The organism is Rhizobium sp. R634 (assembly GCF_002211305.1).
Lineage (GTDB): Bacteria > Pseudomonadota > Alphaproteobacteria > Rhizobiales > Rhizobiaceae > Rhizobium.
The window spans coordinates 33092-50494 of the sequence record NZ_LOKW01000006.1 but is presented as its reverse complement, the minus strand read 5'-3'; the positions used below and the strand labels follow the sequence as shown (position 1 = coordinate 50494).

The window sequence follows — 17403 nt, the reverse complement described above, 5'->3', positions numbered from 1 at the left end:
CCATTCCATCGATAGTTTCGATCGACATTATCACCGTTTTTTCGATAGCAGACCAGACATATTTTCCTCGTCGAAACTGCGGCTCACCTCCCAGCAAAGGGCCGTTAAATTCAATTCGAAAGGAAATGCACCATGTCGTCCATCCTTCTTCTGACGTCCAGCCCGCGTGCCGATTCGCTCTCGACCCCGATCGCAGTCGATCTCGCCGAAAAGCTGAAGAACCAGAAGCCGGGCAGCGTTGTCGTTCGCCGCGACCTCGCCGCCAATCCGCTGCCGCATATCGACGATCTCTTCACCGGCGCGATCCGCAAGCCGGCCGAAGCCCGCACCGCCGAGGAAACCGCTGCCGTTCAGACCTCTGACGAACTCGTCAACGAACTGCTTGCCGCCGACACGATCGTCATCAGCACCGGCCTCATCAACTTCAACATCTACTCGTCGCTGAAGACCTGGATCGACAACGTCGCCCGCGCCGGTCTGACCTTCAAGTACACGGAAAGCGGCCCGGTCGGCCTCGTCACCGGCAAGAAGGTCTATGTCGTGCTTGCTTCGGGTGGCGTCTATTCGCAGGGTCCGGCTGCCCCGCTGAACCATGCCGTGCCCTACCTGAAGTCAGTTTTCGGCTTCCTCGGCATCACCGATATCGAGACCATCTATGTCGAAGGCCTGGCCTTTGGTCCGGAAGCCGCTGAAAAGGCCATCGGCGCCGCCAAGTCGCGCGTCGAGGAAATCGCTCTCGCCGCCTGATCGGCTCTCGCCATCTCATCGAACGGCCGGCATTTGCCGGCCGTTCGTCATTTGTCGATACCGGCGACAAACTCCCGGATGGTCGCCAGGATTTCGGCCGAAAGGCCTTCATCCGCAGAAATCCTGGCAAGGCCGACGCCGCCTGCCATCATGGCAAAAGCCAAGATCGCCTTTCGCCGCCTTTCCCCATCATTGGTCCCCGCAGCCTTGCTGGCCAAAGCCTCGAAATTTCGTTCCAGCCGCTCGGTCGCAATGCCGCGCGCCGTCTCGCCGCTGCGCGCTATATCGGACGTCAGCGCCGCAAAGGGGCAGCCCTCGCCGGGATTGTCGCGGTGATAGGCGCTGACATAGCGATCGGCGATATCGGCCGCCGTCATCTCTGCCGGATCCACGCCCTCGGCCTCCAGCTTGCGCCCCCATGAATCGAAGGCGGACTGGATCGCCTCGGCAACGAGATCGTCACGGGAGGCGAAGTGCTTATAGAAGCCGCCGACGGTCAGTCCGGCCTCCTTCATCAGGTCGGCGACGCCGATGCCTTCCAGCCCCTCCTCGCGCAACCGCTTGGATGCGATCTCGACGATCTTTTCGTGCGTCTTTTGTTTTTCAAGCTGCGAACGACCCATCGCAATTCTCCGATATTGGCTCTTGACTCATGTGGATTACACTCATAATCCTTGTAGATAACGATCATAATCCAGATCGTTGCCATTTCCAAGAGGAGCATGAATCATGCGTCTAAGAAACAAGGTTGCGCTCATCACCGGCGGCAACAGCGGTATCGGTCTTGCGACAGCGAAAGTCTTCATCGACGAGGGCGCAAGAGTGGTGATCACCGGCCGCAACCCGGAAACGCTTGCGGCCGCCGAAAAGGCGCTTGGGGCCGGCGTACTGGCGCTGAAGGTCGATGTCACCGATGCCGCCGCGACCGAAAAGGCTTTTGCCGAAGCCGCGGCGAAGGTCGGCAAATTCGACATCGTCTTCGCCAATGCCGGGATCGGCGGCGCGACACCGCTCGGCGACACGTCGCCAGAGCAGTTCAACCAGATTATCAGCACCAATCTGACGGCGGTTTTCTTTACCGTGCAAGCGGCCCTGCCGCATCTCAATGACAGTGCTTCCGTCATCCTCAACGGTTCGGTGCATGCCGTGCTCGGCGCTCCCGGCTGGTCGGCCTATGCAGCGACGAAAGCCGCGGTTCGGGCGATGACCCGCAATATGGCCTCCGAACTCGCGCCGCGCGGCATCCGCGTCAATCAGGTGACGCCAGGCGGCACGAAGACGCCCATTTGGTCGCCGATGGCGCAGACCGAAGATGCGATGTCGGCGCTCGAGGCCCGCCTCGGCGGCCTGAGCCCGCTTGGCCGCATGAGCGAAGCCGAGGAAATTGCCAAGGCGGCGCTCTATCTCGCCTCGGATGACGCGTCCAATGTCACCGGTATCGAGATCACCGTCGACGGCGGCATGACGAGCGCGCCCTCCGGCGCCAAGATCTTCCGCGCCGCATAAACCAGCGAAGGCCGGGCAAACCGAGTTTGCCCGGCCTCGGTCAGCCATTCCTTGCACGGTAGACAATACGAAACAGGACGATTGCCACATTGACGACGGCAAGCAGCAGCAGGACGTGAAGCATGGCCTGGATGCCGGAGGAAACGATCAGGTTGCCGGCGATCAGCGGAAAGCCGAAGACGCCGATGAAATAGGACAGTGAGAACAGAAGAAGCGATTGCGGCATGAGGCCTGTGGGTGCCTCATTTGCGGCGAGCCCATTGATGACGGAATAGGTCAGCCCATATCCCACGCCTAGCATCGCCGCAGCTCCGAGATAGACCAGCTGACTTGATGTCACCAGCAGGAACAGCAGGATGGATGCCAGCGTCAGGCTTGTGAGCACGAGAAGCGAATAGAACGGATCCTTCTTGACCACATATCCGGCTGCGAATAGCCGGCTCAGGATGGCGGCGGACATGAAACCGATGAAGAACAGCGCATAATCGAAGCCGTGTGCCTTGGCGTAGCTGGTCTGAAAGCTGGACAGTCCGCCGAAGATTGCGCCGCCGACACCGACCATGGCGATGGAATAGATCGCCCGTGAAGCGATCACCCGACATGCTGTGGCGAACGAGATCTTGTTGACATGCGGCAGGATCTTGCCGGCAGAGGTCAGCCTGACATGGAGCAGGAAATAGAGCGCGCCACCGACAAGACTGGCCAGAAACGCAAAGGCGAAGGCCGTCTCTATCGGCAGAGACCAGCCGGTGACAATGCGGCCGATGATCGGTCCGGCGCCGATGCCCGACATCATCGATCCCGAAAGCAGAGCAAAGAACCTGATCCGGTGCTCCGATTCGGTAATCGCGGCGACCAGGATGGGGCCGAGCGCATAAAACGTGCCCCAACCGATGCCGAGGACGAAACCGACGGTCATCAGGCTCAGCCCGGCTGCGGAGACCGTGGCAAATCCCAGCCCCGATGCCGCCAGAAACAGTCCGGAAATCGCGACCGCCCGCGCCGAACCGATGGCATCGGCGATGTGGCCGGAGAAGATGACGATAATGACGGTGCTGATGGTCGCGGCCGAGATGATCAGGCCGGCGAGCGCTTCGTTGCCACCGCGCTGGCCGACCAGCATCGGGATCAGAAAGGTGACGCCATAGGCGATCGAAAGAAGAAATCCTCCGACACACAAGACGGCAAACTCGCCGCCATCGACCTTCGTTCGTGCAACCGTATCGCTCATGTCTCCGCGCCCCTCGCATGCGAAATGTCGAGGCAATGGAGATCATGTTTGCGTTATGCCAACAAGCCGTTTTTATCGTTCTTATAAGCCATTGAAAATAAATGATACTGGCATGAAGTGTTTCGATTTCGCAACATCACGAACACCGACAGCCGATCTGCTGCGCTGATCGGGTCAACCAAGCTTCACCACGCCGGAACGGCCGACGACGCAGTTGCGGCCGCTCTTCTTGGCTGCGTAGAGCCGGCCGTCGGCTGCCGAGAGCACGGCGGTGAAGCTGGCGCCGTCCTCGTCGGCTGTCGCTACGCCGATACTGACCGTCACCGGCTTGTCATCCGGTGTCTTGACGCTGGTCGCGATCATCCAGCGCAGGCGCTCGGCGAGCAACAGCCCTTCCTCATGGTCGGTGCCGGGGCAGACGGCGACGAATTCCTCGCCGCCGAAGCGGAAGATCCGGTCGCTGGACCGCAGCGTCGTACCGAGCCGCACGGCGATCGACTTCAACACCTCGTCGCCCTGAAGGTGGCCGTAGCCGTCATTGACGTCCTTGAAGTGATCGGCGTCGATGATGAGGACGGTGGCAAACAGCCCCTGCCTCAATGCTTCGTGCACCATCAGCGGCGCTTCCAGCTCCATGCGGGTGCGATCATAGACGCCCGTGAGCATATCGCGGCCGGTGCGTTCCAGAAGATCGTTGTAGCGCTCGCGGAAGGTCAGGTCGCCGAACACGTCGCTGATGGAGCGGGCGGATGCGTCGGCGCCGACACGGCGAATATGATATTCGTAGATCGCAAACATCGCCGCATAGAGGCAGACGGCGAGCATCTTGGCTTTCCAGCCGCCCCAGAAGACAGCAATCGGCACATCCAGGAAATAATGCAGCGCGGCGAAAAAGCCGACCTGGTCGAAGGTCAGGAGCGCAAAGCCCGAGATCATGAAACGCAGGACGACGCGCCGGCGGAAGAAATCGCCGAGCTTTTCGTAGAGCAGGATGATGCCGAGCGAATCGATATAGAGCAGCGCCGTTCCCCAGACCATCAACCAGCCCATCTCCTTGAGGAAATCGACATCGGGCCCATGCCCGGCCGACAGCTGCAGCGGCTGATGCAGCTGCAAAACCCAGGCGATGCCGACGGTCAAGAGGTTGCCGAGGAACAGGCCGTAGATCGGCTGGCGCACCGTCGCGGCATCCTCCTTGAGGTAGAGCATCAGGATCATCATCAGCTTGCCGGAGAAGAAGATGGATGAGCCGGGCGACACCTCTCCGAAGGGCAGCGAGACATAGAAAACCGCGGCCAGATAGGTTTCCATGAAATGCATGACGCCGAGGGCGGTCAGGAAGACTCCGAGGCCGAGCCGGTGGCGGAAATGCAGAAGCGTCACCATCAGCACGAAATAGGCGACCGCTTCGACGACGAAGAGAGCGAGGTTGAACATCGCCATCACGACACCCAGGCTTCCCGTCGATGACCGCGTCTCCCTGCCGGCGCGGCGATCGCGGCGGCGGATCCTGTGGTCGATCGTCCGAAAAAGTGAAACACGATGGCAGCCCTGCAAATCCTGCAGGCCATATCTTTCGCCGCAATCCTTTAAGATTGCGTGTGCAAGCTTACGCGGTTCGGATGAGCACTCGGCTCAGAGACTTGAAAAGCAAAGAAGTTTCCAGCCCAGTGTCCGATCCTCATCGGAGTGCCGATATCAGACCTGGCGAACCTTCTCGCCGTCGCCAAAAAGCGACGGACCGTGCTGATCGATGATTTGCTGCGCCTTGCGCACCGTGCATTCGATCGCATCGTCGGACGAGGAGAAGACATCGGCGCGGATGAAATTACGCACCAGCACCTCGTCGCCGACCTTCTTTTCGATGCGCCCTGCAAGGCGATACTGGCTGCCTTCCTTGCGCGGTTCGGCATAGATCGTGCAATCGGCATAGAGCTGCGGCTCGCCGGAAGGACCTGCCGCCTGCGCCGCCGGTTTGCCGCCGCCGGAGAACATCGAAATGATATTTGAAATGAACGAAGCCATGCTCCGCCTTTAGCACGACGGCATCGTTTCCGCCAAGTCAAATGATCAGGTTGGCGAGGATCTCGTTGTCGGTAATATCCTCGTAACCCATGCCGGCGGCTTCGAAATTCGCGATCAGCCGGGCGAAGTTGTCGGGCGCCTTGGTTTCGATGCCGATCAGGATCGAGCCGAAGTTGCGCGCCGATTTCTTCAGATATTCGAAGCGCGCGATATCGTCGTCCGGACCGAGCAGATTGAGGAAATCCCGAAGCGCGCCCGGGCGCTGGGCGAGCCGCAGGATGAAGTATTTCTTTAGCCCCGCGTAACGCATGGCCCTTTCCTTTACGTCAGGCAGGCGCTCGAAATCGAAATTGCCGCCGGAGACGACGGCGACGATCGTCTTGCCGCGGATCGTCTCCCGATCCATCGCGGCGATCGCCGTCAGCGACAGGGCGCCGGCCGGCTCCAGCACGACGCCTTCGACGTTCAACATCTCCTGAATGGTGACGCAGATAGCGTTCTCCGGCATCAGCCGCACCTGCTCGGCCGAGAAATCGCGAAGGGCGGCGAAGTTCAGGTCGCCGATGCGGGCAACCGCAGCGCCATCGACGAAATTGTCGACCTTGCCAAGCGTCGTCACCGCACCCGCCTCGATACTGCGTTTCAGGCTCGGCGCGCCGGCGGGCTCGGCGAAGACGAATGCCGATTTCGGCACGGTGCCGCCGAGATAACCTGTGATGCCTGCGGCAAGCCCGCCGCCGCCGACCGGCAGGACAACCATATCGGGCACGGTTCCCTCCGGCAGCTGCTGCATGATTTCGGCTGCAACCGTCGCCTGGCCTTCGATGATATCGGCGTGGTCGAAGGGCGGCACCATGACGCCGCCGACCGCTTCCACATGCTCGCGCGCCGCCTGATAGCACTGGTCGAAAAAGTCGCCGATCAGCCGGATGGTGATGAATTCGGCGCCGAACATGCGGGTCTTGTCAATCTTCTGCTGCGGCGTCGTTGCCGGCATGAAGACGACGCCCGGCACGCCGAAATGGCGGCAGACATAAGCGAAACCCTGGGCGTGGTTGCCGGCCGAGGCGCAGACGAAGGTTTTGCCGGCAGCCCCCTGCCCGATCGCCTTGCGGAAGAAATTGAAGGCACCGCGGATCTTGTAGGAGCGCACCGGCGACAGATCCTCGCGCTTCAGCCAGATATCGGCGCCGTAGCGGGCCGAGAGATGATCGTTGAGCTGCAGCGGCGTTGCCGGAAAGAGGCTGCGCATTGCCTGTTCGGCGCTTTCGACATCAAGTCTCGTCACGGGCGTGGTCCATTCTCAGATTTATCCACTGCGCTATCGCACGAGCGGGCCGGAAAATGAAAGCCCGTTTTGGCGGCTTCCGGTTCGCTCGCGAGCGGGCTCCATATTGCCCTTGGACAAGGTTTTCTTAAGCCAAATGCAAAATCGGCGGCACATGGACTGATTTTAACTGTCAATGAAAGCGGCGGCCATTAATATAGCGCGCATGACTATACTCAAATTCGCAAAGCCGCTTGCCTGGCTGCTGCTCGCTTTCATCCTCTTCGTGACAGTTTCGCCGATCGGGCTGAGGCCGGAGACCGTCACGACGGTCAATACCGACCGCGCAAGCGCCTATGTGCTCCTCGGCCTGGCCTTTGCGCTCGCCTATCCGAAACAATGGAAGACGGTTGCCGTGCTGGTGATCATAGGCGCAGTCGCCATCGAATATCTGCAATATCTCGTGCCGACCCGTCATGCGCGCCTGCACGATGCCGGCATCAAGGCCATGGGCGCCGCGATCGGACTTGTGGCCGGCTGGGTGATCAACAGATGGCGCGACGCAAAAGTATCGAACGCGCTTCCGCTGGCAGAACGGTGATTGTTGTCAGGAACAGGCTGCACATCGTCCCGAAAATCGATTTCGGGACGATGTGCTGATTGAATATCGATAGAGCGTCCTTAGCGCGTCATCTCGGACGCACTAAGGACGCTCTAAAATCCGCGCAATTGAACCGCCCAGAAGAACAGCAGTATCGCGGCCATCGCAGTTCCCAGAACAAGCGCGGCACTGGTTTTAAAGATCCGGATGCGCCGGGCCCTAGTCCCACTCCAATCGTAAACCATCGTCTTACTCCCAGAAGACAACACTTACTCCACCGTCGCGGCGCAATGCTTGCACCGAAAATGTCTTTGTCAAGCGACAACCAACCTTTATGCACAATATATGTGCATATTCAATAGCAGCGTATTCAAACCGGAGTATGAAGGTGGTGCGGGCGACGGGGATCGAACCCGTATAGCCAAGGCCGAGGGATTTTAAGTCCCTTGCGTCTACCAATTTCGCCACGCCCGCTTGCTGCGTTTTCAATATCTTGCGTCATTGGCGATGGGAAGAGCTGCGAGGCGTAAAAAATCACCTCTCAGTTGACGGCAACGACGATCGGTGGACGCCAGGCGTCATGGGGTAAAAGAAAAGACGCGGCGGGCTCGCACCCGCCGCGCCTCTAACATTCCGCAGCAAAGATCAGGCGAGCTTGGCGGCAAGCTTTGCGACATGGGCGCCCTGGTATTTCGCGCCTTCCAGTTCGATCTCGGAAGGCTGGCGGGAGCCGTCGCCGTTGGTGATGGTGGAAGCGCCGTAGGGGGAGCCGCCCTTGACTTCTTCGGTGCCCATCTGGCCCTGGAAGGCATAGGGAAGACCGGCGACGACCATGCCTTGGTGGAGGAAGGTCGGGATAAAGCCGAGGATGGTCGATTCCTGGCCGCCGTGCTGTGTTGCCGAGGAGGTGAAGACCGAACCGATCTTGCCGACCAGCTTGCCGGCGAACCAGAGGCCGCCCGTCTGATCCCAAAAATTACGCATCTGCGAGGCAACCGTGCCAAAGCGGGTGCCGGCACCGACGATAATGGCATCGTAGTCCGCAAGTTCGTCCACGGTGGCGATCGGAGCGGCCTGGTCCATCTTGTAATGGGAAGCCTTGGCCACCTCTTCCGGAACCAGCTCGGGCACGCGCTTGACGGTAACCTCTGCGCCGGCCGACTTCGCGCCTTCGGCAACGGCGTAAGCCATGGTTTCGATATGGCCGTAAGCCGAATAATAAAGGACGAGGACCTTCGCCATCTTCAATCTCCCTTGGAGCGCTGGTTAAAATTCATGGGTCGGGGGAGTTCTAGCAGCGAGCCCCGTTGAACACAGCCCTGCCGTCGGGAACGCACTGTTCAACGGCCGTAGACGAAAATTCACTTGCTTTGCTTCTCTGAGACGAAGCAACGCACCGGCGGCTGTTTGCAAAGTGGCGCAAGGGCGCTACCTATTTGCGAGCTTCACATCACGGAACATCCCATGAGCCATGACATCGTCGTCACCGCCGCCATGCTCGCCATTGGCGACGAACTTCTCTCCGGCCGCACCAAGGACAAGAATATCGGCCATCTCGCCGATCTGCTGACGCTCTCCGGCATCGACCTGAAAGAGGTGCGCATCGTTGCCGACGACGAGGAGGCGATCGTCGACGCGCTGAACGCGCTTCGCGGCAAATACGACTATGTCTTCACCTCGGGCGGCATCGGGCCGACGCATGACGACATCACCGCCGATGCCATTTCCAAGGCTTTCGGCCTGCCCTGCGAATATGACGAAGCGGCGATGGCCCTGCTTGCCGATATGTACAGGCGCCGCGAGATGGAATTCACCGAGGCGCGTCAACGCATGGCGCGCATGCCGCGGGGCGCTGCCCACATCGCCAATCCTGTTTCGACGGCGCCGGGCTTCATCATCGGCAACGTCTATGTCATGGCCGGCGTGCCGCAGGTCTTCCAGGCGATGGTCGATAATGTGCTGCCGACGCTGCGGACCGGTACGCCGGTGCTTTCGCTGGCGATCCCCTGCCCTTACGGCGAAGGCGAGATCGGCACTCCGCTGACGGCGATCCAGAAAGCGCATCCGGAAACCAGTATCGGTTCCTACCCCAGATATGTCGGCCAGAAATTCTTCACCGAGATCGTCGTTCGCGGCCGCTCGCAGACGGTGATCGATGCGGCCGGCGCCGAGGTGCATGCAATGATCGACGCCATCCGCCGGAGGAAGGACATCGCCGAAAACCATTCCGCCGAGGCTTAGGAGAGCCGGCCGTCCTTGATATCGGTCAAGGAACAGCAGAAGGAGCCGGTGCATTCCTCCCTCGCGCAAACCATTTCAGCGCAAGGAGAATTGATATGTCTTACAAAACCATTCTCGCCATTCTCGATACGACAGACAATAGCGGCGCCGTTGCCGATTTCGCCTTTGCCCTCGCCGCCGAAAACGACGCCCATGTGATCGGCCTGCATGCCGAAATCATCTCCGCCGTGCCACTCGTGGCGCCGATGGAAATTCCCGACCCTGTAGCCGTGCAGGCGCTGCAGGATATGGCGCATAGTGAAACGATCGCAGTCGAGCGCATCTTTCAAGAGAAAGCGGCGGCGGCAGGCGGCTCTTCCGAGTGGCGCAGCTTCGCCACATCGACCGGCTACGGCGCTTCGCCGCTGATCGAAAGCGCCCGCAGCGCCGATCTGCTCCTTGCGTCGCAGGCCGACCCCGCCAAACCCTCCGACAGCCATGTCGACGTCAACAGTTTCCTCTTCGAGACCGGCCGGCCGGTGCTGATGATCCCTTATATCATCCGCCAGCCCAAGCCGATCAAGCGCGTGCTGATCGCCTGGAATGGCTCGAAGGAGGCAGCCCGCGCGACCTTCGACGCGCTACCGATCTTGAAGGCGGCGGACGACGTGGAAATTCTTTCGGTTGATCCGGCCGATACGGCGCTGCAATCGCCTTTGACGTCAGGTGCCGAGATCGCCGCCACACTTGCCCGCCATGGCGTGAAGGCGACGCTTTCGACGGCGGAAACGATCGACAAGCACACGTCCGACATCATCGAGAACCGGCTTTCGGACCACAGCATCGATCTCCTCGTCATGGGCGCCTATACGCATTCCTGGCTCTGGCAGACGATCTTCGGCGGCACGACGAAAACTTTGTTGCAATCGATGACGGCGCTGACCCTGCTATCGCGCTAGCTGGTCGCTCTTGCCTTTTGCCGGCAAATCCCGCTAATTGCGGCGACCGATGACGGCTTTGAGCCTCGGCCACGTCGCGCGCAGTAGCAGCTCGCGCAGTTGCAGCTTACGCGTTTCTCGTCTGCCGATCGCCGTTTCAAACCCGTCCGGTCGCCGGCAAACGGCGTGTCATCTCTATCATGCCGCGGAGCAGCCCGATGTCCCTTCCCGATAAAGCCTTTCCCGTTTCCTGGGATCAGTTCCACCGTGATGCGCGTGCGCTTGCCTGGCGGCTTGCCGGCATCGGTCAGACTTTCAAGGCGATCGTCTGCATCACCCGCGGCGGCCTTGTTCCGGCCGCGATCATTTCGCGCGAGCTGAACATCCGGCTGATCGAAACCGTCTGCGTCGCCTCCTATCATGACTATGCGAACCAGGGCGACATGGTGCTGCTGAAGGGGATCACACCCGAGCTGACGGAAAATGACGGCGAAGGCGTGCTCGTCATCGACGATCTGACGGATACCGGCAAGACCGCGGCACAGGTGCGCGGCATGCTGCCGAAGGCGCATTTCGCCTGCGTCTACGCCAAGCCGAAAGGCGTGCCGACGGTCGATACCTTCGTGACCGAGGTGAGCCAGGATACCTGGATCTACTTCCCCTGGGATATGGGCTTCACCTATCAGGAGCCGATCGCCAAGGGCGCACGCTGAGCGCCGCCACGGCGGCGCGCGCTCCTTGTATTTACTACTTGAAATTGTTCCAGATTTTGTCAGCGGGATCTCCCGATTCCGCTATCGGCTTGCCCCCACCTATTTTAACTTATGCTCATAGACTCGGGCGGCGTGAGAATCGTGTCAGGTTGCGCCTAAAAGGTGCAGTTGGAAATATGGTACGAGGAAGCAAGATGGCGCAGTGGGGGCATCTCAGAGTGAGTATGGCTGTCGGGCTGGCGGCATGTCTTCTTCCGTTGCCCCCCGCCCGCGCCGAGCCTGCCTATGTGCCCCTCGTGCGCGACTATGTCGAACGACGGGTGAGGCCGATCGTCGAAACGCCCCTAGTGCTAAATGCCATTGCCGAGCAGAATACGGAATTCGGCAATGTCAGCGAAATGGATATGCGGGTTCTCGATGAGGCCTACCGGTCCGAGATCGGACAGCCTCACCCGCATATGGTCAAGCTGCTGCTCGACAAGTCGGTCTCGCACTATCTGAAATCCAAGCAGGACGCCTCGCAGGGCGCGATCGTCGAATTTTTCGTCACCGACAGTCATGGGCTGAATGTCGGGCAGAGTACGATCACCGCCGACTATTGGCAGGGTGACGAGGAAAAATATCTCAAGACCTTCGCCAACGGCTCCCGCGAGATCTTCATCGACCGGGCGGAACGCAACGAAACCACCCAGATGCTCGAAACGCAGGCGAGCTTCGTCGTCCTCGACGAGCAGGAAAAGCCGGTCGGCGTGGCGACCGTCACCATCGCCATCGATGCGCTCTGAAGGGTGTTTGCGCAGGCGCGAATCGGCATGCGCATTTGCACTGAAAATGCCATCACAAGATTTGCCTCGGGGCGCTTTTTTGCCGCCGCGCCGTTTTTCTTAGCCGGCATCACCTGCAAGCCCTTGTAATTTCAGGGCTCCCCGGCTTTCCCCAATCTCCACAGGCGCATCCACAAGATGTTGTGGTTAGCAATCAATTAACGGCCAGCCCTTGACGGAATCACCCGTTTCAAACTTTATTGTTACTGATGTTGCGGCGGCGACAGGACCGGAGGTAACGAGCCCGGTTCCCTTTGAAAAACAAGACGCAGAATCAAGGTTTTGCAACCGGGAACGGTTCAGACCCACTAGGGTTTTTGCGCGGTTTTCAGCCTCCAAAAAAAGTGACGTCGGGACTGGCGATAATAAGCTGTTAATACTATATTTAGCGTTTGCAGCCACCATCACCACAAGATACAGGAAGGACATCTCCGGATGACACCCCTGTGACAATACGGAAACGAGACTGGCTGCACGACGATAATGTGCCGCCGGATAGAAATTTTGCGCCCCGGTCGCGGGGACCGGGCGCCAACACGAGGTCAAGACCATGCGCATCGAACGTCGTTTCACGAAGGCCGGGCAAGGCGCCTATGCGGATATCGAATTCCGCAAGGCGACGAGCGAGATCAAGAACCCCGACGGTTCGATCGTGTTCCGCCTCGAGAATATCGACGTTCCCGCGCAGTTCTCCCAGGTCGCCACCGACGTTCTGGCGCAGAAGTATTTCCGCAAGGCCGGCGTCCCCACCCGGCTGAAGAAGGTCGAGGAAAACGACGTTCCATCCTTCCTGTGGCGCTCCGTTCCCGACGATGCGGCGCTGAAGACCCTGCCCAAGGATGAGCAGACCGGCTCCGAAATCGATGCGCGCCAGGTCTTCGACCGTCTCGCCGGCACCTGGACCTATTGGGGCTGGAAGGGCGGCTATTTCTCTTCGGAAGAAGATGCTGCCGCCTTCAAGGACGAGCTTGCCTATATGCTCGCCACCCAGCGCGTCGCCCCGAACTCGCCGCAGTGGTTCAACACCGGCCTGCACTGGGCCTACGGCATCGACGGCCCCGGCCAGGGCCATTTCTACGTCGATCCCTTCACCGGCAAGCTGACCAAGTCCAAGTCGGCCTACGAACATCCGCAGCCGCATGCCTGCTTCATCCAGTCGGTCGAAGACGATCTCGTCAACGAAGGCGGCATCATGGATCTCTGGGTGCGTGAAGCGCGCCTCTTCAAATACGGCTCCGGCACCGGCTCGAACTTCTCCATGCTGCGCGGCGAAGGCGAAAAGCTTTCCGGCGGCGGCCGTTCCTCCGGCCTGATGAGCTTCCTGAAGATCGGCGACCGCGCCGCCGGCGCCATCAAATCCGGCGGCACGACGCGCCGCGCCGCCAAGATGGTGGTCGTCGATATCGACCATCCCGATATCGAGGAATACATCAACTGGAAGGTCAAGGAAGAGCAGAAGGTTGCCGCCCTCGTCACCGGCTCCAAGATCGTCGCCAAGCACCTGAAGGCGATCATGAAGGCCTGCTTCAATTGCGAAGGCGACAACGGCGATTGCTTCGACCCGGCCAAGAACCCTGCCCTGAAGCGCGAAATCCGCGCCGCCAAGAAGGACCAGGTTCCGGAAAATTACGTCCAGCGCGTTATCCAGTTCGCCCGCCAGGGCTACAAGGATCTCGAATTCAAGACCTACGACACGGATTGGGATTCGGAAGCCTATCTCACGGTCTCCGGCCAGAACTCCAACAACTCCGTCTCGATCAAGGACGACTTCCTGCGCGCCGTTGAAAATGACGGCGAATGGAAGCTGACCGCCCGCAAGGACGGCAGGGTCATGAAGACGCTGAAGGCGCGCGACCTCTGGGAAACGATTTCCTACGCCGCCTGGGCCTCGGCCGATCCGGGCATCCACTTCAACACGACGATGAACGACTGGCACACCTCGCCGGCCGGCGGCCCGATCCGCGGGTCGAACCCGTGCTCGGAATACATGTTCCTCGACGACACGGCCTGCAACCTTGCCTCGCTGAACCTCCTGCAGTTCAAGGACAAGGCCACCAAGCGCATCAACATCGCCGACTACGAACACGCCGTTCGCCTGTGGACCGTCGTGCTCGAAGTCTCGGTCATGATGGCGCAGTTCCCGTCGAAGCGCATCGCCGAACTCTCCTACGAATACCGCACGCTCGGCCTCGGCTACGCCAATATCGGCGGCCTCTTGATGTCGTCGGGCATTCCCTATGACTCCACTGAGGCCCGCGCCATCGCCGGTTCGCTGACGGCAATCATGACCGGCATCTGCTATGCGACCTCGGCCGAAATCGCCGGCGAACTCGGGCCGTTCCCGAATTTCGCGCCGAACCGCGAGAGCATGCTGCGGGTCATCCGCAACCATCGCCGCGCCGCTTACGGCGAAACCTCCGGCTATGAGGCGCTGTCGATCGACCCGGTCGCGCTGATCCATTCGGAAAACCCGGACCAGGATCTCGCCGCACATGCCAAGTCGGCCTGGGACAAGGCGCTGGAACTCGGCGAAAAGCATGGCTACCGCAACGCGCAGGTCTCGGTCATCGCGCCGACCGGCACGATCGGTCTCGTCATGGATTGCGACACGACCGGCATCGAGCCGGACTTCGCCCTCGTCAAGTTCAAGAAGCTCGCCGGCGGCGGCTACTTCAAGATCATCAACCGCGCCGTGCCGGAAGCGCTGCGCACCCTCGGCTATTCGGAAAGCCAGATCGCCGAGATCGAGGCCTATGCCGTCGGCCACGGCAACCTGAACCAGGCGCCGGCGATCAACCCGTCGACGCTGAGGGCCAAGGGCTTCACCGACGAGAAGGTGGAAGCAGTCAACGCCGCGCTGAAGAGCGCCTTCGACATCAAGTTCGTCTTCAACCAGTGGACGCTCGGCGCCGACTTCCTGAAGGAGACGCTGAAGGTTTCCGACGAGCAGCTCTCCGACATGAGCTTCAGCCTGCTCGACCATATCGGCTTCTCGAAGAAGGACATCGAAGCCGCCAACATCCATGTCTGCGGTGCGATGACGCTGGAAGGCGCGCCCTTCCTCAAGGCCGAGCACCTGCCGGTCTTCGATTGCGCCAATCCCTGCGGCAAGATCGGCAAGCGCTACCTCTCGGTCGAGAGCCACATTCGCATGATGGCGGCCGCCCAGCCCTTCATCTCGGGCGCGATTTCCAAGACGATCAACATGCCGAACGAGGCGACCGTCGAGGATTGCAAGAACGCCTACATGCTCTCCTGGAAGCTCGGCCTGAAGGCCAACGCGCTCTATCGCGACGGCTCGAAGCTGTCTCAGCCGCTCAACGCCTCGCTGATCGAGGATGAGAGCGACGAGGACGCACTGGAGGAGCTGATCCAGCAGCCGCTCGCCGCCCAGGCCGTCACCATCACCGAAAAGATCATCGAGCGGGTGATCGAACGCGTCTCGCGCGAACGCGAGAAGCTGCCGAACCGCCGCCAGGGCTATACCCAGAAGGCCGCCGTCGGCGGGCACAAGGTCTATCTCCGCACCGGTGAATTCGGCGACGGCCGCCTCGGCGAGATCTTCATCGACATGCACAAGGAAGGCGCTGCCTTCCGGGCGATGATGAACAATTTCGCCATCGCCATCTCGCTCGGCCTGCAATATGGCGTGCCGCTCGAGGAATATGTCGAGGCCTTCACCTTCACCAAGTTCGAGCCGGCCGGCATGGTCATCGGCAACGATGCCATCAAGAACGCCACCTCGATCCTCGACTACGTCTTCCGCGAGCTTGCCGTCTCCTATCTCGGCCGTCATGACCTCGCCCATGTCGATACGTCGGACTTCTCCAACACGGCGCTCGGCAAGGGCATCCAGGAAGGCAAGACCAACCTGCTCTCCACGGGCTGGACCCGCGGCTACAAGCCGACGCTGGTCTCCGGCACCGGCGGCGAACGCCAGGCGGGCGAACCCAAGGGAGCGGCGACCGCCGCCCCTGCCCGCGCCGCTTCCACCGGCACCGTCACCGCCTTTGCCGGCGCCGCCGCCCGCAAGCTGGAGCCGGCCACCGCCATCTCCACCTCCGAAATCGTCGCCTTCAAGCGCGATTACGAGGAGCGCGCCAAGGAATTGGCCGAAGAGATCGCCGAAGAGGTGATCGAGGAAGTTACCAGCGACGCCACCGCCCTCTTCTCCGACAAGGCGGCAGCGGACGCCGCAACGGCGAAGACCGAAGCCAAGAAGATGGAAGCCGAACGCCGCCAGCGCTCGATCATGCAGGGCTATACCGGCAACATGTGCTCGGAGTGCCAGAACTTCACGATGGTGCGGAATGGGACCTGCGAGAAGTGCGACACGTGTGGGGCGACGAGTGGGTGCAGCTGAGCCGACCCTTCAGGTAACTGAGTGTGCTGAGAAACCTAACCGAGTATTGGCCAAAAGGCTTTAGAACTGGCCACTTTGGAAGGTAAAACTGGCCAACAACACATTCTATATTTCCGGGCGCTAAACAGTGCCCGGAAAATGCCCTGAGGAACAAAGGGGGAATTCGATAGTTTTCAGGGGGTTGTCTGTTGGTATCGGTCGCGAATGCTTCGGCCTAACGGGGAGTGGTTCAATCGGTAGCGGAGAGCGATATGGGGACAAGCGACGAACTGGATAATCCCGCCGTGCCGCGGAGAAGCGAACACGAGAATTTCGTCTTGTGGAACGCGCAGCAGTTCGCTTTTCCGCCGTCCGAATGGGAGGCGAAGACTCTCGCTGAGGTTCTTGCACTTCCCCGCGTCGCGGTGACCCGCCCACCGAAACACGATCTGCTGGCTGTGGGCATGGTACCGCATGACTGCCACGCGAACTGCGCCGCTCAGGAAGCGAACGATCCCGATGGCGAGAGCCGACACGTCTGGGGTTGGCTGATCAATGGCTCGGACGTTATCCTGCATTCCGTCGTGGAGATCCGCGGACAGTGGCTTTGCATGACACCTCAGCACCGTGAAGGCCCTGCAAGATTCCACTTCATTCCGGACGCGGCTATTGAATGGCGGGACACGGAAAACGGGAAAGAGCCTTTCCGCGGCGGCATGCAGGTTCCTCAGGGGCTTCGGAGCCATCCTGAACAACATATCCGGATGTGGGAGCAATTCCGAGACCTGGTTGCGTCGGGCGTGCCAGTGGCCGAGGCCAGGCAGCTTGTAGACGACACTCTCGGCGCCGAGCTTCGCCAGATGCCTCAACTGGTCTGACCTGTTGAGAAATCGAAGCTAATTCTGGCCAAACACCTTTAAAACTGGCCATTGACGGCGACAAAACTGGCCAACGCCATCTGTGGCACTCGCCCCTTCCGACTATCGATC

15 protein-coding genes and 1 tRNA gene are annotated in these 17403 nt (G+C 60.5%); 9 read left to right on the top strand and 7 right to left on the bottom strand.

The features are described from left to right. Positions 1 to 132: 132 nt before the first annotated feature. The gene (locus ATY77_RS09715) at positions 133 to 747 is read left to right on the top strand and encodes an FMN-dependent NADH-azoreductase (protein WP_088675238.1); all 615 of its coding nucleotides are present in this window, start codon (positions 133 to 135) and stop codon (positions 745 to 747) included. Positions 748 to 794: 47 nt separating this feature from the next. Here ATY77_RS09715 and ATY77_RS09710 read toward each other — a convergent pair whose 3' ends face one another. After that, complete coding sequence (locus tag ATY77_RS09710) at positions 795 to 1370, bottom strand: TetR/AcrR family transcriptional regulator (RefSeq protein ID WP_088687151.1); 576 nt, start codon at positions 1368 to 1370, stop codon at positions 795 to 797. Positions 1371 to 1476: 106 nt separating this feature from the next. On the opposite strand from ATY77_RS09710, the gene ATY77_RS09705 reads away from it, so the two are divergent. Next, positions 1477 to 2253: an SDR family oxidoreductase gene (locus tag ATY77_RS09705; RefSeq protein ID WP_088687150.1), complete on the top strand. Its 777-nt coding sequence runs from the start codon at positions 1477 to 1479 to the stop codon at positions 2251 to 2253. A 40-nt stretch (positions 2254 to 2293) separates the two neighbouring features. Here the strand turns inward: ATY77_RS09705 and ATY77_RS09700 are convergent, their stop codons facing one another. The 4 genes from ATY77_RS09700 to ilvA form a co-directional block, all read right to left on the bottom strand. Then, entirely contained in the window at positions 2294 to 3484 is a 1191-nt protein-coding gene (locus tag ATY77_RS09700; RefSeq protein WP_088687149.1) for an MFS transporter, read from the bottom strand. A 174-nt stretch (positions 3485 to 3658) separates the two neighbouring features. Beyond that, a complete protein-coding gene (locus ATY77_RS09695; RefSeq protein WP_190237612.1) occupies positions 3659 to 4930 on the bottom strand; it encodes a GGDEF domain-containing protein in 1272 nt (423 codons plus the stop codon). A gap of 252 nt (positions 4931 to 5182) precedes the next feature. Further along, on the bottom strand, positions 5183 to 5509 hold the full coding sequence (locus tag ATY77_RS09690) for an HlyU family transcriptional regulator (RefSeq protein ID WP_088687147.1): 327 nt from the start codon (positions 5507 to 5509) through the stop codon (positions 5183 to 5185). Between the two features lie 37 nt (positions 5510 to 5546). Beyond that, entirely contained in the window at positions 5547 to 6797 is a 1251-nt protein-coding gene (ilvA, locus tag ATY77_RS09685) for a threonine ammonia-lyase (RefSeq protein WP_088687146.1), read from the bottom strand. A gap of 205 nt (positions 6798 to 7002) precedes the next feature. Here ilvA and ATY77_RS09680 point away from each other — a divergent pair, with 205 nt between their 5' ends. Next, the gene (locus tag ATY77_RS09680; RefSeq protein ID WP_088675232.1) at positions 7003 to 7377 is read left to right on the top strand and encodes a VanZ family protein; all 375 of its coding nucleotides are present in this window, start codon (positions 7003 to 7005) and stop codon (positions 7375 to 7377) included. Positions 7378 to 7766: 389 nt separating this feature from the next. Here the strand turns inward: ATY77_RS09680 and ATY77_RS09675 are convergent. After that, a tRNA-Leu gene (locus ATY77_RS09675) sits at positions 7767 to 7851 on the bottom strand. Positions 7852 to 8022: 171 nt separating this feature from the next. Beyond that, positions 8023 to 8619, bottom strand: a complete 597-nt coding sequence (gene wrbA, locus ATY77_RS09670; RefSeq protein WP_088687145.1) for an NAD(P)H:quinone oxidoreductase type IV — start codon at positions 8617 to 8619, stop codon at positions 8023 to 8025. A 222-nt stretch (positions 8620 to 8841) separates the two neighbouring features. Here wrbA and ATY77_RS09665 point away from each other — a divergent pair, with 222 nt between their 5' ends. The 6 genes from ATY77_RS09665 to ATY77_RS09635 all read left to right on the top strand — a co-directional run bounded on the left by ATY77_RS09665 (position 8842) and on the right by ATY77_RS09635 (position 17292). After that, positions 8842 to 9618 (top strand): competence/damage-inducible protein A, encoded by a 777-nt coding sequence (locus tag ATY77_RS09665; RefSeq protein WP_088675230.1) that lies wholly within the window; start codon positions 8842 to 8844, stop codon positions 9616 to 9618. Positions 9619 to 9713: 95 nt separating this feature from the next. Then, positions 9714 to 10556, top strand: coding sequence for a universal stress protein (locus ATY77_RS09660; protein ID WP_088687144.1), 843 nt, complete (start codon positions 9714 to 9716; stop codon positions 10554 to 10556). A gap of 197 nt (positions 10557 to 10753) precedes the next feature. Next, on the top strand, positions 10754 to 11248 hold the full coding sequence (gpt, locus tag ATY77_RS09655; protein ID WP_088687143.1) for a xanthine phosphoribosyltransferase: 495 nt from the start codon (positions 10754 to 10756) through the stop codon (positions 11246 to 11248). A 194-nt stretch (positions 11249 to 11442) separates the two neighbouring features. Then, complete coding sequence (locus ATY77_RS09650; protein ID WP_088687142.1) at positions 11443 to 12033, top strand: hypothetical protein; 591 nt, start codon at positions 11443 to 11445, stop codon at positions 12031 to 12033. Positions 12034 to 12622: 589 nt separating this feature from the next. Next, positions 12623 to 16435 carry a vitamin B12-dependent ribonucleotide reductase gene (locus tag ATY77_RS09640; protein WP_088687140.1) on the top strand — a complete coding sequence of 1271 codons (3813 nt, stop codon included), beginning with the start codon at positions 12623 to 12625 and terminating at the stop codon, positions 16433 to 16435. Between the two features lie 251 nt (positions 16436 to 16686). Then, positions 16687 to 17292, top strand: coding sequence for a hypothetical protein (locus tag ATY77_RS09635; RefSeq protein WP_245314316.1), 606 nt, complete (start codon positions 16687 to 16689; stop codon positions 17290 to 17292). Positions 17293 to 17403: the final 111 nt, after the last annotated feature.